A 25,243-nucleotide genomic window follows, 5' to 3' on the forward strand; every position below is an offset into this window, starting at 1 on the left:
CGCACTACCTATCTCGCCCCGCCCCGGGGGGTTCCGGTAATCCGGGGGGGGGGCGGGCCGGAGGGCAGCTCCGGCCCGCCCACCGGACCGTCAGACCGGCCGGGAGGCCAGCTCCTTGGCCGCGCGGGCGCAGGCGCGGGCGATCCGGTCCTCGTTGACGGTGGTCAGCTCGCCCTTCTCGACCACCGCGTTGCCGTTGACGAACAGCGTCGCCAGTGGCGGCAGCGCGCCGAAGGTGAGGGCGGCGACCGGGTCGGCGATCGAGGAGTGCATGACCCCGTCGATCTTCCACAGCGCCAGGTCGGCCAGCTTCCCGGCCTCGATCGAGCCGATCTCGTTCTGCCGCCCGAGCACCCGGGCGCCGCCCATGGTGCCGAGCCGCAGCGCCTGCCGCCCGGTCAGCGCGGTCGGGGAGCCGTGCAGCCGGTTGATCAGCAGCGCGTTGCGCAGCTCGGTGCCCAGCTCACCGGACTCGTTGGAGGCGGTGCCGTCCACCCCGAGCCCGACCGGCACGCCGGCCTTGAGCATGTCGGGCACCCGGGCGATTCCGGCGGCCAGCCGGGCGTTGGAGGACGGGCAGTGCGCGACGCCGGTTCCGGTCTCGGCGAACTTGGCGATGTCGGAGTCGTTCATGTGGACGCAGTGCGCCATCCAGACGTCCTCGCCGAGCCAGCCCACCGACTCGAAGTAGTCGGTCGGCCCCATGCCGAACAGCTCCTTGCAGAACTGCTCCTCCTCGGCCGTCTCCGAACCGTGGGTGTGCAGTCGGACGCCCTTGCGGCGGGCGAGTTCGGCGGACTGCCGGAGCAGGTCGGTGGAGACCGAGAACGGCGAACAGGGTGCCAGCGCGACGTGCAGCATCGAGCCGAACGAGGCGTCGTGGTAGCGGTCCACGGCTGCCTCGGAGGCGGCCAGGATGTCGTCCAGCTCCTCGACGGCGTGGTCCGGCGGCAGCCCGCCGTCCTTCTTGCTGCGGTCCATCGAGCCGCGCAGCGCGGTGAAGCGCAGCCCGAGTTCCTGGACGGCCTCGATCGAGGCGCCGAGCACGTCCCCGCCGTCCTTGGGGAAGACGTAGTGGTGGTCGGAGGCGGTGGTGCAGCCGGACTTGAGCAGGGCGGCGGCCGAGCCCTGGCTGGCGGCGTGCACGAGCTTCTCGTCGATCCGGGCCCAGGTCGGGTAGAGGGCGACCAGCCAGTCGAAGAGGATGTCGTCCTGGGCGAGGCCGCGGGTGATCCACTGGTAGAAGTGGTGGTGGGTGTTGACCAGGCCCGGGGTGAGCAGGTGGCCCTCGCCGTTGATCCGGCGCACCACGTTGTCCAGCCACTTCGGGGCGGGGCCGTCGCCGACCGATTCGATCCGGTTGCCGAGGACGACCACGTGGCCGCGGGCGTACTCGGTGTCGGTGGCGTCGACGGTGGCGATCGCGACGTTCTCGATCACGATCCGCTGGTCGGCGGGCGGGGGCTGGACTGCCATGGTGTCACTCCTATGGGGGAGGGCCAGGAGGGGCGTGCACCGGGTGGTGCGCGCCCCTGCCCGGACCGGTCAGGACGGTGTCGCCGTCGGCACCGTCGCGCCGGAGGCCCGGCCGGATCTGGATCCGGGATCCGAGGGCCCGGACCCGGACCCTGGTTCCGGGGCTCCGGAAGCAGGGTCCCCGGCCCGGCGGGCGGCTCCGACGTGGTGGAAGAGCAGGTTGAGCAGGACCGCCATCACGCAGCCGGCCGAGATCCCCGAGTGCATCAGGGTCCGGACCGCCTCCGGGAAGGCGTCGTAGAAGGTCGGCACGGCGATCGGCACGATGCCGACCCCGAGCGAGACCGACACCAGGATGGTGTTGGCGCTGGACTCCATGCCGGCCTCCGCGAGGGTGCGGATGCCGCTCGCCGCGACCGTGCCGAAGAGCACGATCCCGGCGCCGCCGAGGACGGGCTGCGGTACCAGGGAGACGACCGAACCGAGCACGGGGAAGAGCCCCAACAGGATCAGGATGCCTCCGCCGGCCGCGACCACGAAGCGGCTGCGGATCTTGGTCAGCGCCACCAGCCCGATGTTCTGGGCGAAGGCGCTGGCGGCGAAGCCGTTGAAGACGGGGCTGAGCGCCGTGGCCAGTCCGTCGGCCCGCAGGCCGGCCGCGAGCGTGGGTTCGTCGGCCTCGCGTCCGACGATCTTCCCGAGCGCGAGCATGTCGGCGGTGGACTCGGTCATCGAGACCACCATGACGATGCACATCGAGACGATCGCGGCCGCGTCGAACATCGGCGCGCCGAAGTGGAACGGGGAGGGGAGCGCGAAGACCTTCGCGTCCCGGACCGTGCCGAAGTCGGCCAGCCCCAGCGGGAAGGCGATCAGGGTGCCGAACGCCAGGCCGATGAGCAGGGACAGCTGCTGCCAGAAGCCGCGCAGCAGCCGGTTGCAGAGCACCACCGCGACGAGGGTGATCGCGGCGAGGCCGACGGCCCGCACGGAGCCGTACCCGGGGGCGCCCGGCGAGCCGCCGCGCGCCCAGTTCACCGCCACCGGGAGCAGGGACACCCCGATGAGGGTGATCACGGTGCCCTGGACGACCGGGGGGAAGAACCGGATGAGCTTGCAGAAGTACGGTGCCGCGAGGAAGCACAGGATCCCCGCGACGATCACCGCTCCGAAGATCACCGGGAGGGCGGTCTTCGGGCCGTGCTCCTTGGCTATGGCGATCATGGGCGCGACGCCCGCGAACGACACGCCGTTCACGAACGGCAGTCGCGCGCCGATCCGCCAGATGCCGAGGGTCTGGAGCAGGGTGGCCAGTCCGGCGGTGAACAGGCTGGCCGAGATGAGCAGGGCGAGGTCGGCGGCGGAGAGTCCGACGCCGGCGCCGACGATCAGTGGGGGTGCGACGACCCCCGCGTACATCGCGGCGACGTGCTGGAGCCCGGTGGAGAACAGCTTCACCGGGGGCAGCACCTCGTCCACGGGGTGGGGCCCGGACCCGGACGGCCCGCCGGGGAGGCGGGTCGAGGTGTCGTTCGGGCCTCGGGTTCTTGCCGGGGTGGAACCGCCGTCGTTACTGCTGGTGTTGCTGGGTGCCATGTCGAGCCCCTCTTGTGCCCGTGGCTCCCGGCGCGCCCGTGGCGCTGGAGACCCCCCGAGGGCGGGACGGCGGAGCAAGGATCCCTCGGGGTGCTTCTCCAGTGCCCCGGGCCGGCCGCCGCGAGGCAGACACGAACTCCGGTTGGTGGGGGTGGAGAAACGGGTGGTACGTGAACTGGCGCGATCTCTGGACGAGTCGCGGGTGGTGCGGGTGGTGCCGGTGCTGCGGCCCGCCCGGACTCGACCGGTCCGTACGGACCGGAGGGTGCGGCGATTCCGGGCGGAGTGCATGCGGGAGGGGTGGGGGAGGGAGGTCAGACGACCGGGATGACCGGGACGACGCCCTCGCGGTGCACGGTGCCCTCGATCAGGCCGTACATGCGGTCCGCGGCGTAGTAGACCTCGTTCTCGTTCTTGAGGCCGAAGGGCTCCAGGTCGACCAGGAAGTGGTGCTTGTTGGGCAGTTCGAGGCGGACCTCGTCCACCTCGGCGCGGTTGTTGAGGACCCGGGTGCCCATCGAGTGCAGGGTCTGCTGCAGCGAGTAGGAGTAGGTCTCGGCGAACGCCTCCAGCATGTGCCGCTTCACGTGGGTGTAGGAGCGGTTCCAGTTGGGCTGGGCCTCGCCGTCGCGGCCGCTGTAGCCGTACTTCCAGCGGGCGGTGACCTGGGTGGCGAGGATGCGGTCGTACGCTTCCTGGAGGGTGGTGTACTTGTCCTTGATGTAGCCCCAGAACTCCGAGTTGGTGGAGTTCATGACGACGAGGTCCTTGAGGCCGGAGATGACCTGGACGGACTCGCCGTCGTAGACGATCTCGGTGGTGCGGGTCTCCTGCCCGTTGCGGACGAAGGAGTGGCCGACCTCCTCCGAGCCGATGAAGCGGGCCGAGTTGTCCGGCGTCCTGATCCGGTCCCAGGAGTACTCCTCGATCCGGATCCGGGCGCTGTGCACGACGCCGCGCTCGGTGTCGTCGACGAAGTGCCGGGCCAGCAGGATGCCGAAGGCCTCGGCCGAGTCGATCCCGTACTCCTTGGCGAAGGCGTAGACGGTGTTCTTGGTGGTGTCGGTGGGAAGGCAGTTGGCGTTGGACCCGGTGAGGTGGACGTCCTCGAACTCGCCCTGGAGGGAGACCGAGACGTTCAGGTCCTTGATCTCGTGCCGGGTGGAGTCGCGGTAGACCCGGACGATGCGGTTCTCCGCCTTGCCGTACTGGTTCTGACCGAGCACGTGGGCCATGACAGGCTCCTAAGCTTCCAGGTCGGTCCACTAGCTTCCGCGGTAGACCGAGTATCCGAACGGGTTCAGCAGCAGCGGCACGTGGTAGTGGTGCTGCTCGGGCGCGACCGTGAAGACGATCGAGACCTCGGGGAAGAACGGCGGCTCCGCCGACTTCGCCGCGTAGTACGCGCCGGTGTCGAAGAGCAGCCGGACGACCGAGCCCGCCTCCACGGCCGGCAGGTCCTTGACCCGGCCGTCGGAGTCCGTGGCGGAGGTGCCGAGCACCTTCCAGCCACCCTCGGTGTGCAGTGCGAGCTCGACCGGGACGCCCTCGGCCGGGCGGCCGAGGCTGGTGTCGAGCACGTGGGTGGAGATGCCAGTCATGGGTGAGGTGACCTTACTGATGGCAGAGGTGATGGTGCGTCAGATCGTGAAGGGCGACCGTCCGGGGGCGGAAAGCCCGCCCACGAAGCATTGTTGACGATGCGTCAGGCTGCGTCGAGGAGGCGGTTGAGCCGGATGTCGTTGATCTTGCGCAGCTCGCTCCGGACGATTCCCGCCTCGGTGGCGGGGTCGTTGGGCTGGCGCTCGCGCAGGGCCGCGAGCATGGTGACCGCGGTGCGGCCGGTCGCGCAGATCAGGAACACATGGCCGAACTTGGCTTCGTAGGCAGCGTTGGCCTCGCGCAGTTCGTCGAGGATCGCCCGGTCCACGCCCTGGACGCCGGCCTGCTCCCGTTCGGAGGTGGCGTCGCCCGCCTTGGGCTGTCCGATCCGGGCGTGTCCGGCCATCGCGTCGCGCAGGTCCGCGTCGGTCAGTCCGGCCGTCGCCGCCGCGTTGGCGGTGAGCAGGGCTTCGCGGCTGGACCAGGGCTCGGCCGCCGCGATCGCGGTGGCCCAGCGGGGGCTGGAGCATATCTCCAGCAGGATCTCCGCCAGTTCCGCGGCATCGGCCGCGGCCAGGGAGTCAAGGGCGTGGGGGTGGTTGGTCACGGGTGGACCTCCTGAAGAGTGGTGCCACCCGGAAAAGCTAGATCGGCCCCACCCGGCCGTCAACAGTTTGTTGAACGGTTGGTGGTTACGTTTTGAACCGGACCGCGCTGCGGGGCCCTTTCGTGTGCGATTCGCCAAGTGTGCCCCGCCGTGGGCCGATCCGGACTTCTCGGCACCGGCGGGGTCACTCCTGCGGCGGGGTTCCCGCCGGACGCTCGCGGCCGCTCAGGAGGGCTTCGAGCCGTCCTGGCGGTTCAGGTAGTTGTACACGGTGAACCGGCTGACGCCCAGGGCGGAGGCGACCGTCTCCACCCCGTGGCGGACGGTGAAGGCGCCGCGCTCCTCCAGCAGGGCCACCACCCGCTGCTTCTCCCAGCGGTCCAGTTCGGCCAGCGGGCGGCCGTCGAACTGGCGGGTCATCTCGGTCAGCAGCCGGTCCAGCGCACTGCTCAGGTGCGGCAGTCGGACGGCCAGGGCCGGGGTGCCCTCCCACTCCAGGACGACGTCCTCGGCCTTCGCCTCGTCCAGCGGGACGGGCGTCGCGCCGACCGCGTCCAGCAGCGGCTTGACCGCTGCGGCGAGCGGGTGTTCCACGAACTCGGTCACGGCTTACCGCCCTCCTCGCCCAGCAGGCTGACCTGGACGGAGATCCGGGTCGCCCCGGCGTCCAGGGTCTCCCGGAGCAGTCGGGTCACCGCGGCGAGCACCTGCTCGGCCTCGCCCTCGGCGCCGGTCCCGAAGGGGCCGACCGACACGTCCAGGCCGGCCTCGTCGACGACCTTGCGGGCCGCGGCGGCGTGCTCCGGGAACGTGTCCAGTTCGAACGGTTCTGTCGTGAACTCCACCATCAATCGCACCTGCTCACTGTATCGAGCGCGGCTCGGCGGGGGCAGGTCCTGGGTCCCGTCCGGCCGGGCCTGGGTGATCGAACAGTCGGCGGGTCGGTCGGCGTGCCGCCCCGGGCCACTTCAACAAAATGTTGCGGCAGCCTTGACACCCGCTCGGCGAGCCGGAGATGCTTCCACCACACAGAATCCCTCTTCCGGATCGTGGAAGTTGCGGATGACGGAAGAGAGAGTGAGAGGTGATGGACGTGACGGCGGCTGCCAAGCACGGCTTCACGGTCAACCTGTCGATCCTGTTCGGCGAACTCCCGCTGCTGGAGCGCCCCGCGGCCGCGGCCGCGGCCGGCTTCACGGCCGCCGAACTCTGGTGGCCCTTCGGCGTCGAGCACAACCCCAGCCGGGCCGAACTGGACGCGCTGCGCAAGGCGTTCACCGACGCGGGCGTACGGCTCACCGGCCTCAACTTCCTGGACGACCTCAGCCAGGGCGCCCGCGGCACCGTCTCGGTCCCGTCCGAGCGGGAGCGCTTCCGCGCCAACCTGCCGGTCGCCGCGGAACTCGCCGCCTCGCTCGGCGCCACCGCGCTCAACGCGCTCTACGGCAACCGGGTCGAGGGCGTCGAGCCGGGCGAGCAGGACGCCCTGGCGCTGGAGAACCTGGTGCTCGCGGCCCGCGCCGCGCACGAGATCGGCGCCGTCCTGCTGATCGAGGCGCTGAACGCGGCCGAGTCCCCGGACTACCCGCTGGTCTCCGCGGCCGCCGCGGTCGAGGTGGTCGACAAGGTCAACGCCGCCACCGGCCTCGGGAACGCCAGGTTCCTCTGCGACCTCTACCACCTGGCCAAGAACGGCGAGGACCTGGCGGCGGTCATCGACACCCACGCCGATCGGATCGGCCACGTGCAGATCGCCGACAACCCGGGCCGCAACGAGCCCGGCACCGGCGAGCTGGACTTCGAGGACCTGTTCGCCCGGCTCAGCGCCGTCGGCTACACGGGCTCGATCGGCCTGGAGTACCGGCCCTCCACCGGCGTCAGCGCCGACAGCTTCGACTGGCTGCCGCGCGAGCTGCGCGCGGCGCGCTAGCTCGCGGCCCGCCGGCTCGCGAGCGCCTCGCGCGGCAGCGGCCCGCCGACAGCCCGGCAGCCGCCCGCCGACAGCGGCCCGGCGGCCGCCGGGCGGTCCGCCCCGCACCCCTCCCCACCCGCACACGTAAGGAACCCGACGCGATGAGCGCCTCCCGCAAGATTGCCTTCGTCGGCCTCGGCATCATGGGCAAGCCCATGGCCGTCAACCTGGTCAAGGCCGGCCACCACGTGACCGGCTTCGACCTCTCCCAGGCCTCGATCGACACCGTCGTCGCGGCCGGCGGCCACGGCGCCGGCAGCATCGCGGACGCGGTGAAGGACGCCGAGGTCGTCATCACCATGGTCCCGGCCGACCCGCACGTCGAGGCGGTCATCCTCGGCGAGGGCGGCGTCCTGGAGAACGTCCAGGCCGGCACCCTGGTGATCGACATGTCCTCGATCACCCCGCAGACCTCCATCAAGGTCGGCAAGGCCGCCCGGGAGAAGGGCGTGCGCACCCTGGACGCCCCGGTCTCCGGCGGCGAGGCCGGTGCGGTCGAGGCGGTGCTGTCGATCATGGTCGGCGGCGAGGCGGCGGACTTCGCCGAGGCCGAGCCGCTGTTCGCCGCGCTGGGCACCACGGTGGTCCACGTCGGCCCGGACGGCGCCGGCCAGACCGTCAAGGCCGCCAACCAGCTGATCGTCGCGGTCAACATCCAGGTGCTCGCCGAGGCCGTGGTGTTCCTGGAGAACGCCGGGGTCGACCTCGCCGCCGCGCTGGACGTGCTCGGCGGCGGCCTGGCCGGGTCCACCGTGCTCAACCGCAAGAAGGCGAACATGCTCAACCGCGAGTTCGCCCCGGGCTTCCGGATCGACCTGCACCACAAGGACATGGGCATCGTCACCGACGCCGCCCGTGCCGTGGGCGCCGCGCTGCCGGTCGGCGCCGTGGTGGCCCAGCTGGTCGCCTCCGCCCGGGCCAACGGTGACGGCTCGCTCGACCACTCGGCGCTGCTGCGTGGCGTCGAGCGGCTCTCGGGCCGCGAGGTGGCCTGACGCCGAGGTGGCCCGACACCTCCCGCAAGCTCCTCCTGGTGGCGTGTACCTGATCCGGTCGTGCCCGCGCCGCCAGGAGGCCAGACCCGACCGGCGGTCGGGCCGGGGCTCATCCGCCCGCCCGCCGGTCGATCCAAGCGGGTGACGCGCACACCCTCCCCCGGGGGCACTTCGGTCGTGCCAGTTGCGTGTCGCCTGACCCCCTCCCCGCCGAGGGGAGCCCCTCGTACGTCGGAAGCGGGACGAGGGGAACGGCGGGGAGGGGGTCGCACCACCCCCTCCCGGGGCCGCCCCCACCCGGGGGTCGCCTTCCGGGACCACCGGACCGATGCTTGTCGAACCACCGCCGGACCCGTACGGAAGTGAGGACCACCGATGCCCCCCACCCCCCACCAGGGTCACGTGGTCGTAGCACCGGACAAGTTCAAGGGCACCCTGGAGGGCGCCGAGGCCGCGGCCCGGATCGCCGCCGGCATCCGGCGCGCCGCGCCCGGCACCGAGGTGCGCGAACTGCCCGTCGCCGACGGCGGCGAGGGCACCCTGGCCGCGGCGCTCGCGGCCGGCTTCGCCCGCGTCCCGGCCAAGGTGGCCGGCCCGACCGGCCTGCCGGTGGACGCCGCGCTCGCCGTCCGCGGTGACACCGCCGTGGTCGAACTGGCCCAGGCCTCCGGGCTCGCCCGGCTGCCCGGCGGCCGGACCGCCCCGCTGGCGGCCGGCTCCTACGGCGTCGGCCAGCTGATCGGCCGGGCGGTCTCGATGGGCGCCAAGCGGATCGTGCTGGGCCTCGGCGGCAGCGCCAGTACGGACGGCGGGGCCGGCATGGTGCAGGCCCTCGGGGTCCGGCTGCTGGACGCCGACGGCGTCGAACTCCCGCCCGGCGGCGCCGCGTTGCGTCGGCTGGAACGGATCGATCCGGGCCCGCTGGCCGAGCTGCTGACCGGCGTGGAGGTCGTGGTCGCCTGCGACGTGGACAACCCGCTGCTCGGCCCGCGCGGCGCGACCGCCGTGTACGGCCCGCAGAAGGGCGCCGACGGGGACGACCTGGTGGTCCTGGAGCAGGGCTTGACCCGCTTCGCCGACCAGGTCGCCGCGGTGACCGGGCGGGACGTGCGGGAGGCCCCCGGCGCCGGGGCCGCGGGCGGGGTGGGCTTCGCCGCCCTCGCCCTGCTCGGCGCCACCATGCGACCCGGTATCGAGCTGCTGCTCGAACTGCTGGGTTTCGACGGGGCCGTGCGTGGGGCACGCCTCGTCGTCACCGGTGAGGGCTGCCTGGACGCTCAGACGCTCCATGGCAAGGCCCCCGCCGGAGTCGCCGCGGCGGCTGCCCGGGCGGGGGTTCGGGTGGCCGCCGTGGCCGGTCGGCTGGAGCTGTCCGAGCCCGAGTGGCGGGCGGCCGGCTTCGTCGCGGCGATCGCCCTCACCGACCTGGCCGAGCAGCCGGGGGACAGCCTGACCAGGGCCGGTGAGCTCGCCGAGGTGGCGGGGGAGCGGCTGGCCGAAGGGCTGCTGTCGGGCTGAGCCCTCGTACGTTCCTCCATTGACGTTTTGTTGAAGGCGGGCCTAGGCTCCCGGCAATCCTTCGGTTCCCGCCCACTCCGACCACCCGCGAGCGCCTCCCCGGGCCGCGTGGTCCGGTGTGTCCCCGCGTACCCCGGGTACCCGCGTGTACCCCGCCGTGTCCCCACCCAGTTCCAGGTTTCGGAGGTCCCCATGCCGTTCAGCGAGCCAGCGGTGATCCGCTCCCGCCGGGCCGTGCTGCCCGACGGCGAGCGCCCCGCGGACGTGCTCATCCGGGACGGCAGGATCGAGCGGGTCGCCGCCCACGGCTCGCTCACGGCCGGCCACGGCGAGCTCGTCGACCTCGGCGACACCGCCCTGCTGCCCGGCCTGGTCGACACCCACGTGCACGTCAACGAGCCCGGCCGGACCGAGTGGGAGGGCTTCGCCACCGCCACCCGGGCGGCCGCGGCGGGCGGCGTCACCACGATCATCGACATGCCGCTCAACTCCGTCCCGCCGACCACCACGCCCGCCGGGCTGGAGGTCAAGCGGAAGACCGCCGAAGGCCAGGCCTGGGTCGACCTCGGCTTCTGGGGCGGGGCCGTCCCCGGCAACGTCCCCGACCTCGAACCCCTGCACCGGGCGGGCGTGTTCGGCTTCAAGAGCTTCCTCGCCCCGTCCGGCGTCGACGAGTTCCCGCACGTCGAGGCCGCCGACCTGGAGGCCGCCCTGGCCGAGCAGGCCCGGATCGGGGCGCTGGCGATCATCCACGCCGAGGACCCGGCCGTACTGGCCGCCGCACCGCAGCAACCCGGCGTCCACTACCGGGACTTCCTCGCCTCCCGGCCGGCCGGCGCGGAGACCGCGGCGGTCGCCCGGCTGCTGGACACCGCCCGGCGCACCGGCGCCCGGGTGCACATCCTGCACGTCTCCTCCGCCGCTGTGCTGCCGCTGCTGCGCCGGGCCCGCGCGGACGGCGTACAGGTGACCGCCGAGACCTGCCCGCACTACCTGACCCTCGCCGCCGAGCAGGTGCCGGACGGCGACACCGCCTTCAAGTGCTGCCCGCCGATCCGCGACGAGGCCAACCGGGACGCGCTCTGGGAGGCCCTGGCGAACGGCGAGTTCACCGCCGTCGTGTCCGACCACTCGCCGTCCACCCCCGACCTCAAGCTGCTGCCCGAGTTCGGCGGCAGCGGCGACTTCGCGGCGGCCTGGGGCGGCATCGCCTCGCTGCAGCTGGGCCTGCCCGCGGTCTGGACCGAGGCCCGCCGACGCGGCCACGCCCTGGCCGACGTGGTGCGCTGGATGTCCGCCGGACCGGCCGAACTGGTCGGCCTCACCGGCACCAAGGGCGCCATTGCGGCGGGCTGCGACGCCGACCTGGTCGCCTTCGACCCCGACGGCGAATTCGCCGTCCACGCGGGTGAGTTGCACCACCGCAACCCGGTGACCCCGTACGCCGGACGGACGTTGAGCGGCGCCGTGCGCACCACCTGGCTGCGCGGCCGGGTGGTGGACACCGGTGCCGAGCCCTTCGGCCGTCAACTGGTCCGACCGGTCAACTCCAGCCCTGCCGAAGGTTCGTGAATCACCACCTGCCAGAACCAGCCGAGCTCCCGAGCCGACCGGGCTCCCCGAGCTCCTGAGATCCCCGTACCGCAACCTTCTTCCGAGGAGAGTCAGTGACCACTGCCGACACCCCCAGCGCTCCTTTCACCGAGCTGGTCAACCTGGCCTCCCGGCTGCTCGGCGCGGGCGTCGTCGCGACCAATGAGGACACCTTCGCGGACGCCGAGAACCTGCTGGTGGCCAAGCCCGCCGAGTTCCGCCCGCACACCTTCGGCCACAAGGGCCAGATCATGGACGGCTGGGAGTCCAAGCGCCGACGCGGCGTCTCCGCCGACCAGCCGCACCCCACCGACCAGGACCACGACTGGACGATCGTCCGGCTCGGCGTCGGCGGCGTGATCCGCGGCGTGATCGTCGACACCGCCCACTTCACCGGCAACTACCCGGAGAGCGCCGCGGTCGAGGCCGCCTCCGTGCCCGGGCACCCGTCGCCCGAGGAGCTGCAGGCCGCCGAGTGGACCGTCGTCGTGCCGCGCACCCCGCTGCGCGGCGACACCGCCCACGAGTTCGCCGTCCAGGACGACACCCGCTACACCCACGTGCGGCTCAGCATCTTCCCGGACGGCGGCGTCGCCCGGCTCCGGGTGCACGGCGAGGTGCTGCCCGACCCGCGCGAACTGGACGGCCTCACCTTCGACCTGGCCGCCCAGGAGTACGGCGGCGTGGCCGAGGCGGCGTCCGACCGCTACTTCTCCTCCCCGCACAACCTGAACGCTCCCGGTCGCGCCTCCGTCATGGGCGAGGGCTGGGAGACCCGGCGTCGGCGCGACAAGGCCAACGACTGGGTGCAGATCGCCCTGGCCGGGGGCGGTGAGGTCCTGGCCGCCGAGGTGGACACCACCCACTTCGTCGCCAATGCCCCCGGCTGGGCCGACCTGATCGGCTTCGACGCCTCGACCGGAGACGACCCGGCCGACGGCGAATGGTTCGAGATCCTGCCCCGCACCCGGCTGCAGCCCGACACCCGGCACCGCTTCCGGCTCGACGTCGGCCGCCCGGTGACCCACGTGCGGATCAACGTCCACCCGGACGGCGGGCTCGCCCGGCTCCGGCTCACCGGCCGCCTCACCGAGGCCGGCCGCGCGGCCCTCGCGTTGCGCTGGTTCGACGCCCTGCCGGCCGCCGAGGCCGCCGCCGCGCTCGCCGAGGCCGGCCTGACCGCCGAGGAGGCCGCGGTGCTGGCCGCCGCCCGCCCGCTGGCGAACCCGGCCGCGGCCACCGCCGCCGTCGCGGACCTCCAGCCGGCCGACGGCCCGGACGGCGAGCACTCCGCCCGCCGCCGCTCGGCGCTGTGGCGCCTGCTGGGCGTCTGACGCCCCGCGCGCGTCCGCCCCCGTTCCTCCCCAAGCACCGCCTTCACGCACCGCCTTCACGCACTGCCTTATCGACACCTGAAGGACCCTCCATGTCCAAGATCCTGACCACGGAGTCCGGCGCCCCGGTCGCCGACAACCAGAACTCGGCCTCGGCCGGCGAGTACGGCCCGCTGCTGATCCAGGACCAGCAACTGCTGGAGAAGCTGGCCCGGTTCAACCGCGAGCGCATCCCGGAGCGCGTCGTGCACGCCCGCGGCTCCGGCGCGTACGGCTACTTCGAGGTCACCGACGAGGTGTCGAAGTACACCCGGGCGGGGTTCCTGTCCGAGGTCGGCAAGCGCACCGAGGTCTTCCTGCGCTTCTCCACCGTCGCGGGCAACCTCGGCGCCAGCGACGCGGTGCGCGACCCGCGCGGCTTCGCGCTGAAGTTCTACACCGAGGACGGCAACTACGACCTCGTCGGCAACAACACCCCGGTGTTCTTCATCAAGGACCCGGTCAAGTTCCCCGACTTCATCCACTCGCAGAAGCGCGACCCGTACACCGGCGTGCAGGAGGCGGACAACGTCTGGGACTTCTGGGCCCACTCGCCCGCCTCGACCCACCAGATCACCTGGCTGTTCGGCGACCGCGGCATCCCCGCCTCGTACCGCCACATGAACGGCTACGGCTCGCACACCTACCAGTGGGTCAACGCCGAGGGCGAGGCCTACTGGGTGAAGTACCACTTCAAGACCAACCAGGGCATCCGCAGCCTGGACGGCGACCAGGCCGCCGAGGTGGTCGGCGCCGACGCCGACTCGCACCAGCGCGACCTGCACCAGGCCATCGAGCGCGGGGTGTTCCCGTCCTGGACCCTCTACGTCCAGCTGATGCCGGTCGCCGAGGCCGCGGACTACCGCTTCAACCCCTTCGACCTCACCAAGGTCTGGCCGCACGCCGACTACCCGCTGGTCAAGGTCGGCCGCCTGGTGCTCAACAAGAACCCGGAGAACGTCTTCGCCGAGGTCGAGCAGTCCGCGTTCTCGCCGAACAACTTCGTGCCCGGCATCGGCCCGTCCCCGGACAAGATGCTGCAGGGGCGGCTGTTCGCCTACGCCGACGCCCAGCGCTACCGCCTCGGCGTAAACCACACCCTGCTGTCGGTGAACGCCCCGCGCGCCACCGAGGCCAACAACTACGGCCGGGACGGGCTGATGGCCGTCAACAGCGCCGGCCGCGGCAAGAACTACGAGCCCAACTCGTACGACGGCCCGGCCCAGACCGACGACGCGCTCGCCGCACCGGTCAAGGTGAACGGCCACACCGGCACCTACACCACGCCGGCCCACACCAAGGACGACGACTTCTTCCAGGCCGGCGAGCTCTACCGGCTGATGTCGGAGGGCGAGCGGACCCGCCTGATCGGCAACATCGCGGGCTTCCTCTCCCGGGTCACCCGGGACGACGTGGTCGAGAAGAACCTCGCCCACTTCCACGCCGCCGACGAGGAGTACGGCGCCCGGTTGGAGGCCGCCGTCGCCAAGCTCCGTGCGGGCGACGAGGGCTGACCCCGGGTCCGACTCCCTCCGCACCCTCCGCACCCTCAGGACCGCCGGGGCCCGCACCCCGGCGGCTCCACGACGGGCCCCTCCCCCCGGGCAGTGGGGGAGGGGCCCGTCGGCGTCCCCGCGGTCGCGGCACCGCACGGTTCGGGCCGTTCCCGCCAGCCGACCGGCCGATGCTCCACGGAATGTTCACCGATATTCACGGACGGCAGTCGTCCGAGCCGCCGGGTGGATAGGCTGGACACCGCCCGCGGTCGCTCCGTGGGGGGACATCGGAAGGGGACGACATGTCGACACCAGCCCCGGGTCGTCACGCCGCGCTGGACCAGGGCCCGACGGGCCCGTTCACCTCCCTGCAGCACGCCCTCAGACTGCTGGAGGCCGTCGACCGCCACCCCGACGGCGTCACCCTGGTCGGCCTCGCGCGGGAGACCTCGCTGGGCCTGCCGACCGTCCGTCGGCTCGCCGAGATCCTGGAGATCGAGGGCTACCTCCAGTGCCAGGACGGCGGTTGGGTGCTCGGCGGCACCTTCGCCCTGCTCGGCCAGCACAACCGGGAGCAGCTCGTCAAAGCCCGGCTGAACCGCAAACTCGCCGAACTCCGGGACGAGTTGGGTGCCGCGGTGTACTTCAGCCGGTACCACGACGGGGAGTTGTCGGTCGAGGCCGTCTCGGCGGCCGACTACGCGCCCGCCGTCCAGGAGTGGGTGGACTTCCGGGCCACCGCGCACGCCAGCGCGATCGGCAAGTGCCTGCTCAGCCAGCTCGACTCGGACGCCCGCCGGGACCACCTCTCCCGGCACCCGGTCGCCCGGCTCACCTCCCGCACGGTCATCGACGCCGACCAGCTGATGCACCGGCTGGAGCGGCAGCCGGCCACGGTGCCGGTGCTGGACATCCAGGAGTACGCGCTCGGCACGGTCTGCGCGGCGGTGCCGATCACGGCGGGCAGCACGGTCGGCTGTCTGGCCACCTCGATGCCGGTCGACAACATCCACAAGCTGAAGGCCGCCGCCGAGCTGCTGGCGGCCCAGGCGGCGCCGCTGATGCTGGCGATGGCGGTCTGAGCACCGATCACCACCTGTGGGGCCCCGTCGGACGCGTCGTCCGGCGGGGCCCGCGTGCTGTCCGCAGGGGGTTTCCGGGGTGGTCCCGCGGTGCACATCACTTATTAGACTCGATGTCGATAAGAGTTGTCGAACCCCTTGTCCCCGCCGCTACCGGCGAGTACGTTTCGCAGAGTCGAGCCGCCGCCCCCAGGTCAGGAGGGCCTGCCATGCCCAGCTCCACCCCCGTCCCCGCCCTCGCCGCCCCCGCCGCGCGCGTGCACGAGAGCCTCGTCCTGGAGCCCCGGGACGTCCGCTTCGACTGGTCGCGGCTCCCGCTGCACTGGATCCCGGACGAGCCGATGGCCACCCACGTGATCAACGTGCTGCACCTGCTGCTGCCCGAGGGCGAGCGCTGGTTCGTCAAGGTGTTCAAGGAGGCGCTGCCGCTGATCCGGGACGAGCAGCTGCGCGAGGAGGTGCTCGGCTTCATCGGGCAGGAGGCCATCCACGCCGAGGCCCACCAGGAGGTGCTCGACCACCTGCTCGGCCAGGGACTCGACCCGCGCCCGTACGTCCGGCAGATCTCCTGGCTCTTCCAGCGCGTCCTGGGCGACAAGCCGGGGCTGTCGCCGGCCCGGCGGCGGGAGAACGTCATCGAGCGGGTCGCCTTCGTCGCGGCGATCGAGCACTTCACCGCCTTCCTCGGCAACTGGGCGCTCAACTCCCCGGGCCTGGACCGGGCGAAGGCCGACCCGACGATGCTCGACCTGCTGCGCTGGCACGGCGCCGAGGAGGTCGAGCACCGCAGCGTCGCCTACGACCTGATGGTCCACCTGGACCCGGGCTACCTGCGCCGGGTCCGCGGCATGGCGGTGTCCGGGCCGCTGCTGGTGCACCTGTGGGTGCGCGGCGCGCGCTTCCTGCTGGCCGCCGACCCGACGCTGGAGGGGCGGCTCAAGCCCACCTGGCGGGAGGCGGGCCGGATCGCCAAGCGCGGACTGCTGCCGGACCCGATCCGCTCCGTCCGCTCCGGGCTGCGCTACCTGCGGCCGGGCTACCACCCGACCCAGGAGGGCTCCTCCAGCCAGGCGCTGGGCTACCTCGCCACCTCCCCGGCCGCCCGGGCCGCCGCCGCGCACGGCTGACGGGCGTTCAGCGGACAGGTGTTCGGCGAACAGATGACAGCGAACAGATCACAGAGTTCAGCGAACAGAGAACGTCATCTGTTCGCTGTCATCTGAACTCTGTTACCTGTTCGCCCCCGCCCCGTCCCGTCCCCGCCCCGCGTCCCCGCCGCCGCCCGCCCCGCCCCGCCTCTCCCACGCCAAGGACCCCGCCGGATGGATCTGCTCACCCCGCCCCCCGACCTCTACGGCCGTCCCCGCGCCGACGCGTTCATCCACTGGCTCACCGCCTTCAGCGACCGCTACTCCCCGGCCCTCGGCAGCCCGCTGCTGCGCCGCAACCCCCGCCGCCCGTTCAGCCGCCCCACCCCGCCGCTGCAGCTGGTCGTCGCCGCCCGCCGCGAACTGGCCACCGACGTCGTCGAGTTGAGCCTCGCCGACCCCTCCGGCGGCCAGCTGCCGCCCTGGCAGCCCGGCGCCCACCTGCGCCTGGTGCTGCCCTCCGGCCGTGAGCGCCACTACTCGCTCAGCGGCGACCCCGCCGACCGCCGCCACTACCGGATCGCCGTCCGACGGCTGCCCGCGGGCGGCGGCGGATCGGTCGAGGTGCACGAAGCCCTCCACCCGGGCGCCCGCCTCACCGCCCGCCGCCCGCGCAACGGCTTCGCGTTCTGCGCCGAGCCCGCCGTCCTCCTGCTGGCCGGCGGCATCGGCATCACCCCGCTCCTCCCGATGGCCCGCGAGGCGCAGCGCCACGGCCTCGACTGGCGCCTGGTCCACGTCGGCCGCAGCGCCGACACCCTCCCGTACGCGGAGGAGCTGCGCGCCCTCGACCCGCACCGCGTGGTGCTGCGCACCGACGACGAGCACGGCGGCGTCCCCACCGGCGCCGAACTGCTCGCCCACGCCCCGCGCGGCGCCGCCGTCTACTGCTGCGGCCCGGCCCCGATGCTCGCCGCCGTCCAGGGGGCGCTGGACGGATCCGCCGCCACCGCCCTGCACTTCGAGCGCTTCGGCGCGGCGCCCGTCACCGACGGCGAGCCCTTCGCCGTCCGCCTCGGCGCCGACGGCCCGACCCTGGAGGTCCCCGCCGACCGCTCCGCCCTGGACGTGCTGCGCGAGGCCCGCCCGGACCTGCCGTACTCCTGCCACCAGGGCTTCTGCGGCACCTGCGAGGTCCGGCTACTGGCCGGTGCGCCCGAGCACCGGGACCGCCGCCTCACCCCCGAGCAGCGCGCCGCCGGCGCCCTGCTGCCCTGCGTCTCCCGGGCCGCCGAGGGCGAGACCCTCGTACTGGACCTCTAGCCGGACCTCTGGAAGGAGCCCTCCGATGCCCCCGACGGCGACCCCTGCGATGCCGACCTTCCCCTACACCGAGCGCGACCTGGCCCGCTTCCGCGAGACCCAGCAACTCGCCTACCACTGCGCCGAACAGGTCGCCGCCTGGATCGAACCGGGTGTCACCGAGCGGCAGGCCACCGCCGAGCTGCGCCGCCGCCTGGTCGCCGCCGGGGTGCAAGACTTCTTCCACATCCCCTTCGCCTGGTTCGGCGACCGCACCGCCTTCCGGCACTTCCACACCCCGCTGCAGTTCTTCGCCGGCAACCGCCGCCTGGAGGAGGGCATGCCGTACGTGCTGGACTGCGCGCCCATCGTGGACGGCTACACCGCCGACATCGGCTACGGCGGCAAGGTCGGCGAGAACCGGGTCTGGGACCGCCTGGCCGCCGACCTGAAGGTCTACCGCGAGCTGATCCTCGCCGAGGTGCGGGCCCGCAAGCCGCTCAACGAGGTGTACGCGGCGGTGGACGCGCAGATCGCCGCGCACGGCTACGACAACCGCCACCAGGTCTACCCGGGCCGGGTGATCGGCCACCAGGTCACCCGCACCACCCTGCGCGGCCCGGCCGGGGTGAACGTCTTCGGCTTCGGCGTGCGCACCCTGCAGACCCTCGGCCGCGAGCTCATCTCCGAGCGCCTGCACGGCCGTTCGCCGCTGTGGGCGGACGGCCGGTCGTCCCGGCACGCCCCCACCCCGGGCCTGTGGGCGGTCGAGCCGCACATCGGCTTCCGCGGCGTGGGCATCAAGTTCGAGGAACTGCTCGTAGTCACCGACGACGACGCCCACTGGCTGGACGACGACCTCCCGCACGTCCGCCGCTGGACCGCCGCCGACGATTCGGCCACCATCGAGCCGACCGGCACCGAGCCGTTCGATGCCACGCCCACCGGCACCACGCCCAACGGCACCGAGCCGTCCGATGCCACGCCCACCGGTACCGAGCCGACCACCCAGGAGGCCACCCGATGACGACCCCCCTCCCGGCCGCGCCCGTCCGCCGCCGCACCGTCCACTCCGGCGGCCTGGCGCTCGCCGTCTTCGAGCAGGGCGACCCCGAGGCCCCCACCGTCCTCCTGGTGCACGGCTACCCGGACACCCACGCCGTCTGGGACGACGTCGCCGCCGACCTCGCCCGCGACCACCACGTGGTCCGCTACGACGTGCGCGGCGCCGGCGAGTCGGCCGCCCCGGCCCGCCGCGAGGACTACCGCCTGGAGCGCCTCGCCGACGACCTGTTCGCGGTCGCCGACGCCGTCAGCCCGGACCGCCCGGTGCACCTGGTGGCGCACGACTGGGGCTCGATCCAGTCCTGGGAGGCCGTCACCGCCCTCGGCGCCGAGCAGCGGATCGCCTCCTACACCACGCTGTCCGGCCCCAGCCTGGACCACATGGGCTACTGGCTGCGCCACCGGCTGCGCCGCCCCACCCCGCGCCACCTCGGGCAACTGCTCCACCAGGGCCTGCACTCCTGGTACATCACCGCCTTCCACCTGCCGTTCCTCGCCCCGGCGGTCTGGCGCCTGGGCCTCGCCCGGGCCTGGCCGCGGGTGCTGCGCGACCTGGAGCACGTCACCCCGCGGGCCGGCCACCCGCAGCCCACCCTGCGTCGCGACGCGGTCCGCGGCATCGAGCTCTACCGGGCCAACTTCCGTCCCACGATGGGCAGTCCGCGTGAGCGGCGGACCGAGGTGCCGGTCCAGCTGGTCACCCTGACCCGGGACCGCTACGTCGGCACCTACCTCTCCGAGGGCCTGGAGCGCTGGGTGCCCCGCCTGACCCGTCGTACGCTGCACGCCGGCCACTGGTCGGCGCTGCTGGAGAAGGGAGCCACCGTGGCCGGCATGGTCCGCGAGTTCACCGCCCGCATCGACGCGGCACCGAAGGGCGAAGTCGCCGAGGGCGATGGCCGGTTGGTGGTGGTCACCGGCGGCGGCAGCGGCATCGGACGGGCCACCGCGCTGGCCTTCGCCGAGGACGGCGCCCGGGTGGTGGTCTGCGACCTCGACCTGACGGCCGCCGAGCGCACCGCCGAACTCGCCTCGCTGGTAGGCCCGCAGGCGCACGCCTACCGGGTGGACGTCTCCGACGGCGCCGCGATGGACGCCTTCGCCCAGAGCGTCGCCGCCGAGCACGGCGTGCCCGACGTGATGGTCAACAACGCCGGCATCGGCCACTCCGGGACCTTCCTGCAGACCACCGAGAAGGAGTGGCAGCGCGTCCTGGACGTCAACCTCTGGGGCGTGATCCACGGTTGCCGCGCCTTCGGCTCCCTGATGGCCGACCGCGGCCAGGGCGGCCACATCGTCAACGTCTCCTCGGCCGCCGCCTACCTGCCGTCCAAGGCGCTCACCGCCTACGCGACCAGCAAGGCCGCCGTCTTCATGCTCTCCGACTGCCTGCGCGCCGAGTTCGTCGCCCACGGCATCGGCGTCTCCACCATCTGCCCGGGCATCGTCAACACCAACATCACCCGCACCTCCACCTTCTCCGCGACCACCGCCGACGAGCAGTCCGCCAAGCAGGCCCGCGCCGCCAAGCTGTACGCCCGCCGCGGCTTCCCCCCGGAGAAGGTCGCCACCGCCGTGGTCACCGCCGTCCGCACCGGCAAGCCGGTCGTCCCGGTCACCCCCGAGGCCAAGGCCGCCCGCTTCCTCTCCCGCCTCAGCCCCGGCCTCCTCCGCCTCGCCGCCCGCCTCAACGTCACCTGATCGGGCGATCGTCACCAGATCGGCCGCAATGGGTCTGCGATATCAACTACCATCGATTGTGATATCGCAGGCCTGTATTCCTTTGGGAGGTCAGCCATGGCTCGCACCGTGATAGACGTCAACGACGAACTCCTGGCCGAGGCCGCCGAGATTCTCGGTACGACAACCAAGGTCGCGACCGTCAACGCCGCTCTTGAGGATCTCGTCAAGCGCCGCAAGCGCGAGAAGTTCATGGCCTGGCTCGCCGAGGGTGGACTGCCCGATCTCACCGGGCCGGTGGAAAAGGGTGACTGAGCGCTACCTGATCGACAAGTCGGCCTTCGCGCGCTTCTCCAAGCCGGGGGTCAGGGCGGTCCTCAGACCGCTGATCATCAGAGGAGTGGTCGCGATCTGTGGCGCTGTCGAGCTGGAGATCATGCACAGTGCCCGCTCCAAGGCGGATGCCATCGAGATCCGTGAGGGCCTCAGCGGCTTCGACTGGCTCCCCACCCCCGACGAGGTGTGGGACCGCGCCATCGAGGTGCAAGCCCTCCTGACAGCAGCCGGAAACTGGCGGGCCCTGTCCGTGGCGGACCTTGTCATCGCCGCCACCGCCGAACGCCATGGCGCTACGGTCCTTCACTACGACGGCGACTACGACATGATCGCCGCCGTCACCGGCCAGCCGACCGAGTGGGTCGTCCCGCAGGGGACGGCCGACTGATCTCTCCATCGGGGCTGTGAGAGCATCGAGGCCCATGGAGATGACAACGGCTCTGTGGTCCTTCGCCCTCGTCGTGGGGCTGCTCACGCTCACACCCGGGCTCGACACCGCGCTGGTCCTGCGGACGTCCGCGCTGGGGCGGCGGCGGCAGGCGTGGGGGGTGGTGCTGGGGATCCAGACCGGGACGCTGATCTGGGGGACGCTGACCTCGGCCGGGGTGACGGCGCTGCTGACCGCCTCGCAGGTGGCGTACGAGGTGCTGCGCTGGGCCGGTGCCGCCTACCTGGTGTGGATGGGTGTCGGGATGCTGCGCAAGCGGGGTACCGAGGCCGCGGCCGAGGAGGAGCCCGCCGAGGGTGGCTTCCGGTACGGCTGGCGGCGCGGGACGCTGACCAATCTGCTCAACCCCAAGGTCGGGGTGTTCTACGTGGCCGTGCTGCCGCAGTTCATCCCCGCCGGGGCCCCGCACTTCGCCGCCGGGGTGGCACTGACCTGCGTGCACGTCGTGGAGGGCATGCTCTGGTCGACCGTGCTGGTCGGCTTCGCCCGGGTGCTGCGCGGCTGGCTGCGGCGCCCGGCCGCCCGGCGGCTGATGGACCGGGTGACCGGCGCGGTGGTGGTGGGCTTCGGACTGAAGCTGGCGCTGGGCGACTGAGCAGCCGGGCGGACTAGCGCCCGAGCCGGGAGAGCCCCTCGCGCAGTTCCTCCGCGTTCATGCACAGGTACACGTCGACGTCCGCGCCGAACTCCAGCCAGAACGGCTCGCAGACGGACGGCAGCGCCGCCTCGTCCGGGACGTCGACCACGATCACCTGGGCGCGGCGGCCGTTGCGGGCGAAGAAGTAGGCCGCCTCGGGCTTGAGTTCGGCCATGATCCGTTGGAACGCGGCGCCGATCGTGCCGTCGGCGATGAGCCGGTTGGACGTCTCGGTGTCGATCTCGATCTCCAGCAGGGCGCGCATCGTCCCCGCTCCTTCCCCGGGCTCGGGGCGAGTCCGCACCTCAAGCCTCCCGCCGCCCCGATGGCCACGCAACGTGACGGCGGATGGGCCGCAGGCGCCGGGCGGCCCGGGTGAGGCCTCAGGCGGCGTGGGTCCGCGGCGCCTTCGCGGAGGACTCGCCCGGAGCCGGCACCGCCGCGACGTCGTGGTGGATCGGCCCGTTCCCGGCGCTCAGCGGCAGGCAGCTGCCGCCCCGCCGGTGGGCGATGATCTCGGCGGCCACCGAGACGGCGGTCTCCTCCGGGGTGCGCGAGCCGAGGTCGAGGCCGATCGGGGAGCGCAGCCGGCCGAGTTCGGTGTCGGTCAGGCCGGCCTCGCGCAGCTTGGCCTCCCGGTCGCGGTGGGTGCGCCGGGAGCCCATCGCGCCGACGTAGCCGACCGGCAGCCGCAGGGCCCGCTCCAGCAGCGGGATGTCGAACTTGGCGTCGTGGGTGAGCACGCACAGCACGGTGCGGCCGTCGATCCGGTCGAGCTGGGAGTCCAGGTAGCGGTGCGGCCAGTCGACCACTACCTCGTCCGCCTCGGGGAAGCGCCGGGTGGTGGCGAAGACGGGCCGGGCGTCACAGACGGTGACGTGGTAGCCGAGGAACTTGCCGATCCGCACCACCGCGGCGGCGAAGTCGATCGCGCCGAAGACCAGCATCCGCGGCGCGGGCACGTAGGACTCGACGAAGCAGGTGACGGTGCCCTGGTCCCGGTCGTCGCAGGGCCGTCCGTCCAGACCGAGCACGATCCGCCCGGTGCGGCCGGCCTCCAGCATGGCCCGGGCCTCGGCGACCACGGCGCGTTCCAGGGCGCGGACCGTGGACGGTCCGACGGAGAGCGCCCCGTGCACGCCGTCGGCGGTGACGGCGAGGGTGGCGCCGAGCAGTCCGGCCGGTCCGGCGATCACTCGGGCGAGCGCGACGGGCGTCCCGTCGGCGATGCACCCGAGACCGGCGTCCATCCCCGGGTCGGCCTCGGGCACGACCGGTTGGACGAACACGTCGAGGATCCCGCCGCAGGTCAGCCCGACCGCGAAGGCGTCCTCGTCGCTGTAGCCGAAGCGCTCCAGCACGGGTTCGCCGCTCTCGATCGCGGCCTGGCAGAGCTCGTACACCGCTCCCTCGACGCAGCCGCCGGAGACGCTGCCGATCGCCTCCCCGGTCGCGTCGACGGCGAGTGCCGCACCCGGGTCGCGCGGGGCGCTGCCGGAGACACCGACGACGGTGGCCACGGCGAAGGAGCGCCCGGACGCGTGCCAGGCCCGCAACTGCTCGGCGATGTCCTGCATGTCGGAGGCTCCTTACACGGTTTCGACAGTAGCGGGAGACGCCGCCGTACGGGAAACGATCCCGTACGGCGGCAGTGGTGCACAAAGAGCGGCCAGTGCACTTAATGGGGGCCAGCGCACCAAGAGCGGCCAGTGCACTAATGGGGGCCAGCGCACCAAGAGCGGCCAGTGCGCGAAGGGGGCTAGTGCACGCCCAGCCAGGACTTGATCGGGCTGAGCGCGAAGTACACGACGAACACCGCGGTGAGGATCCACATCAGCACCCCGGGCTCGCGCCACTTGCCCTGCCCGGCCTTGATCACCGTGTACGAGATCACGCCGGCCGCGACGCCCGCCGTGATGCTGTAGGTGAACGGCATGAGCACGCAGGTCAGGAAGGCCGGGATGGCCACCTCGCGGTCGGACCAGTCGATGTGCCGGGCCTGGCTCATCATCATCGAGCCGATCACCACCAGGGCGGCGGAGGCGACCTCGACCGGCACGATGCCGGCCAGCGGCGAGAAGAACAGCATCAGCGCGAACAGGGCGCCGGTGACGGTGGAGGCGAGGCCGGTCCGGGCGCCGTCGCCGACGCCGGTCGCGGACTCCACGAAGACGGTCTGCCCGGAGGCGCCGGCCAGGCCGCCGACCGCGCCGCCGGCGCCGTCGATGAACAGGGCCTTGGACAGTCCGGGCATCCGGCCCTGCTTGTCCGCGAGCCCGGCCTCGGTGCCGACGCCGATGATGGTGGCCATCGCGTCGAAGAAGCCGGCCAGCACCAGGGTGAAGACCGCGACGGAGGCGCTGATCGCGCCGAGGCCCTGGCCGCCGAAGGCGCCGAACAGGTCGACGTGGCCGAACAGGCTGAAGTCGGGGGCGGCGACCGGGCTGCCGGGCCAGACCGGGACGGAGCTCGCCCAGGCCTTGGCCGGTACGTGGGCGAGCTTGTTGACCAGGATCGCGACCACGGTTCCGCCCGCGATGCCGATCAGGATCGCGCCGCGCACGCCGCGCGCCATCAGCACGAAGATCGTGAGCAGGGTGAGGCAGAAGACCAGGACCGGCCAGCCGGAGAGCTCGCCGAACGGGCCGAGCGACAGCGGGGTGGGGCCGCCGGTGTGCACGAAGCCGGCCTTGTAGAGCCCGATGATCGTGACGAACAGGCCGATGCCGATGGTGATCGCGTGCTTGAGCGGCAGCGGGATGCCGTTCATGATCTTCTCGCGCAGTCCGGAGACCACCAGCAGCACGATCAGCAGGCCGTAGATCACGCACAGGCCCATGGCCTGGGGCCAGGTGGTGTGGGGGACCACCAGCGCGGAGACCGCGCCGGAGACCGAGAGTCCGGCGGCCAGTGCCAGCGGCACGTTGCCGACGACGCCCATCAGGATGGTGGTGACGGCGGCGGCGAGGGCGGTGGCGGTGGTCAGTGCGGCGTGGTCGAGCTTGACGCCGGTGACGTCCGCGCCGCCGAGGATCAGCGGGTTGAGCAGGATGATGTACGCCATCGCCATGAAGGTGGTGAGGCCACCGCGTAGTTCGTTGGCGAGGGTCGAGCCGCGGGCCGAGATCTTGAAGTACGCGTCGAGCGCGCCCTTCGGCCCTGATGCCGGGGAGGAGGGGTGGGACTCGTCCGCGGCGGGTCTGTCTGCTTCAGTGGTGCCGGGCTCCGTGGGGATCCTGGTCATGTCCACTCCCAAGTGTCAAAGGGGGTTGGGGTGGGCGAGCCGACCTGACAGCCAGTCAAGGGAGTTGGCACAGGGGGACGGTATCGACTCACTGGGGCACTCGTAGGGGAGTGCCAGTGGTGCAGGTGGTCGT

24 protein-coding genes are annotated in these 25,243 nt (G+C 72.5%); 14 read left to right on the forward strand and 10 right to left on the reverse strand.

Going from position 1 to position 25,243, the window contains the following annotated elements:
* Positions 1 to 90: 90 nt before the first annotated feature.
* The 7 genes from ABTZ03_RS11320 to ABTZ03_RS11350 form a co-directional block, all read right to left on the reverse strand.
* On the reverse strand, positions 91 to 1,476 hold the full coding sequence (locus tag ABTZ03_RS11320) for an 8-oxoguanine deaminase (RefSeq protein WP_350512660.1): 1,386 nt from the start codon (positions 1,474 to 1,476) through the stop codon (positions 91 to 93).
* 69 nt (positions 1,477 to 1,545) lie between these two features.
* Positions 1,546 to 3,072, reverse strand: a complete 1,527-nt coding sequence (locus ABTZ03_RS11325) for a nucleobase:cation symporter-2 family protein (RefSeq protein WP_350512661.1) — start codon at positions 3,070 to 3,072, stop codon at positions 1,546 to 1,548.
* Between the two features lie 314 nt (positions 3,073 to 3,386).
* Complete coding sequence (pucL, locus tag ABTZ03_RS11330) at positions 3,387 to 4,307, reverse strand: factor-independent urate hydroxylase (protein ID WP_350512662.1); 921 nt, start codon at positions 4,305 to 4,307, stop codon at positions 3,387 to 3,389.
* A 30-nt stretch (positions 4,308 to 4,337) separates the two neighbouring features.
* The gene (gene uraH / locus ABTZ03_RS11335) at positions 4,338 to 4,673 is read right to left on the reverse strand and encodes a hydroxyisourate hydrolase (RefSeq protein ID WP_350505840.1); all 336 of its coding nucleotides are present in this window, start codon (positions 4,671 to 4,673) and stop codon (positions 4,338 to 4,340) included.
* Positions 4,674 to 4,777: 104 nt separating this feature from the next.
* Positions 4,778 to 5,281 carry a 2-oxo-4-hydroxy-4-carboxy-5-ureidoimidazoline decarboxylase gene (gene uraD, locus ABTZ03_RS11340; RefSeq protein ID WP_350512663.1) on the reverse strand — a complete coding sequence of 168 codons (504 nt, stop codon included), beginning with the start codon at positions 5,279 to 5,281 and terminating at the stop codon, positions 4,778 to 4,780.
* Between the two features lie 225 nt (positions 5,282 to 5,506).
* Positions 5,507 to 5,887, reverse strand: coding sequence for a helix-turn-helix domain-containing protein (locus ABTZ03_RS11345; protein ID WP_350512664.1), 381 nt, complete (start codon positions 5,885 to 5,887; stop codon positions 5,507 to 5,509).
* Positions 5,884 to 6,129, reverse strand: coding sequence for a thiamine-binding protein (locus ABTZ03_RS11350; RefSeq protein WP_400919768.1), 246 nt, complete (start codon positions 6,127 to 6,129; stop codon positions 5,884 to 5,886). Before ABTZ03_RS11350 ends, ABTZ03_RS11345 begins: the two co-directional genes overlap by 4 nt.
* A 239-nt stretch (positions 6,130 to 6,368) precedes the next feature.
* Between ABTZ03_RS11350 and ABTZ03_RS11355 the strand changes: the two genes are divergently transcribed.
* From ABTZ03_RS11355 to ABTZ03_RS11420, 14 genes are all read left to right on the forward strand, one after another.
* Positions 6,369 to 7,211, forward strand: coding sequence for a TIM barrel protein (locus ABTZ03_RS11355; protein WP_350512666.1), 843 nt, complete (start codon positions 6,369 to 6,371; stop codon positions 7,209 to 7,211).
* 143 nt (positions 7,212 to 7,354) lie between these two features.
* A complete protein-coding gene (locus ABTZ03_RS11360; RefSeq protein WP_350512667.1) occupies positions 7,355 to 8,248 on the forward strand; it encodes a 2-hydroxy-3-oxopropionate reductase in 894 nt (297 codons plus the stop codon).
* Positions 8,249 to 8,623: 375 nt separating this feature from the next.
* A complete protein-coding gene (locus tag ABTZ03_RS11365; RefSeq protein ID WP_350512668.1) occupies positions 8,624 to 9,766 on the forward strand; it encodes a glycerate kinase in 1,143 nt (380 codons plus the stop codon).
* A gap of 192 nt (positions 9,767 to 9,958) precedes the next feature.
* Positions 9,959 to 11,338 carry an allantoinase AllB gene (allB, locus tag ABTZ03_RS11370; protein WP_350512669.1) on the forward strand — a complete coding sequence of 460 codons (1,380 nt, stop codon included), beginning with the start codon at positions 9,959 to 9,961 and terminating at the stop codon, positions 11,336 to 11,338.
* Positions 11,339 to 11,433: 95 nt separating this feature from the next.
* On the forward strand, positions 11,434 to 12,693 hold the full coding sequence (gene alc / locus ABTZ03_RS11375) for an allantoicase (RefSeq protein WP_350512670.1): 1,260 nt from the start codon (positions 11,434 to 11,436) through the stop codon (positions 12,691 to 12,693).
* A gap of 92 nt (positions 12,694 to 12,785) precedes the next feature.
* Positions 12,786 to 14,246: a catalase gene (locus ABTZ03_RS11380; protein WP_350512671.1), complete on the forward strand. Its 1,461-nt coding sequence runs from the start codon at positions 12,786 to 12,788 to the stop codon at positions 14,244 to 14,246.
* Between the two features lie 284 nt (positions 14,247 to 14,530).
* Entirely contained in the window at positions 14,531 to 15,310 is a 780-nt protein-coding gene (locus tag ABTZ03_RS11385) for an IclR family transcriptional regulator (RefSeq protein ID WP_350512672.1), read from the forward strand.
* A 209-nt stretch (positions 15,311 to 15,519) separates the two neighbouring features.
* Entirely contained in the window at positions 15,520 to 16,437 is a 918-nt protein-coding gene (locus ABTZ03_RS11390; protein WP_350512673.1) for a metal-dependent hydrolase, read from the forward strand.
* Positions 16,438 to 16,632: 195 nt separating this feature from the next.
* Positions 16,633 to 17,721, forward strand: a complete 1,089-nt coding sequence (locus ABTZ03_RS11395; RefSeq protein ID WP_350512674.1) for a PDR/VanB family oxidoreductase — start codon at positions 16,633 to 16,635, stop codon at positions 17,719 to 17,721.
* Positions 17,722 to 17,746: 25 nt separating this feature from the next.
* Positions 17,747 to 18,727, forward strand: coding sequence for a M24 family metallopeptidase (locus ABTZ03_RS11400; RefSeq protein ID WP_350512675.1), 981 nt, complete (start codon positions 17,747 to 17,749; stop codon positions 18,725 to 18,727).
* Positions 18,724 to 20,466, forward strand: coding sequence for an SDR family oxidoreductase (locus tag ABTZ03_RS11405; RefSeq protein WP_350512676.1), 1,743 nt, complete (start codon positions 18,724 to 18,726; stop codon positions 20,464 to 20,466). The genes ABTZ03_RS11400 and ABTZ03_RS11405 overlap by 4 nt, the downstream gene beginning before the upstream one ends.
* Positions 20,467 to 20,562: 96 nt before the next feature.
* A complete protein-coding gene (locus tag ABTZ03_RS11410; protein WP_350512677.1) occupies positions 20,563 to 20,760 on the forward strand; it encodes a type II toxin-antitoxin system VapB family antitoxin in 198 nt (65 codons plus the stop codon).
* Positions 20,753 to 21,169 carry a PIN domain nuclease gene (locus ABTZ03_RS11415; RefSeq protein WP_350512678.1) on the forward strand — a complete coding sequence of 139 codons (417 nt, stop codon included), beginning with the start codon at positions 20,753 to 20,755 and terminating at the stop codon, positions 21,167 to 21,169. The genes ABTZ03_RS11410 and ABTZ03_RS11415 overlap by 8 nt, the downstream gene beginning before the upstream one ends.
* Before the next feature lie 34 nt (positions 21,170 to 21,203).
* Positions 21,204 to 21,824, forward strand: coding sequence for a LysE family translocator (locus tag ABTZ03_RS11420; RefSeq protein WP_350512679.1), 621 nt, complete (start codon positions 21,204 to 21,206; stop codon positions 21,822 to 21,824).
* Between the two features lie 13 nt (positions 21,825 to 21,837).
* Here ABTZ03_RS11420 and ABTZ03_RS11425 read toward each other — a convergent pair whose 3' ends face one another.
* The 3 genes from ABTZ03_RS11425 to ABTZ03_RS11435 all read right to left on the reverse strand — a co-directional run bounded on the left by ABTZ03_RS11425 (position 21,838) and on the right by ABTZ03_RS11435 (position 25,110).
* Positions 21,838 to 22,131, reverse strand: a complete 294-nt coding sequence (locus ABTZ03_RS11425; protein ID WP_350512680.1) for a hypothetical protein — start codon at positions 22,129 to 22,131, stop codon at positions 21,838 to 21,840.
* Positions 22,132 to 22,249: 118 nt separating this feature from the next.
* Positions 22,250 to 23,443, reverse strand: coding sequence for an XdhC family protein (locus ABTZ03_RS11430; protein WP_350512681.1), 1,194 nt, complete (start codon positions 23,441 to 23,443; stop codon positions 22,250 to 22,252).
* A gap of 182 nt (positions 23,444 to 23,625) precedes the next feature.
* On the reverse strand, positions 23,626 to 25,110 hold the full coding sequence (locus ABTZ03_RS11435; protein WP_350512682.1) for an NCS2 family permease: 1,485 nt from the start codon (positions 25,108 to 25,110) through the stop codon (positions 23,626 to 23,628).
* Positions 25,111 to 25,243: the final 133 nt, after the last annotated feature.

The sequence above is a fragment of the Kitasatospora sp. NPDC096077 genome, assembly GCF_040303245.1.
Classification (GTDB): domain Bacteria; phylum Actinomycetota; class Actinomycetes; order Streptomycetales; family Streptomycetaceae; genus Kitasatospora.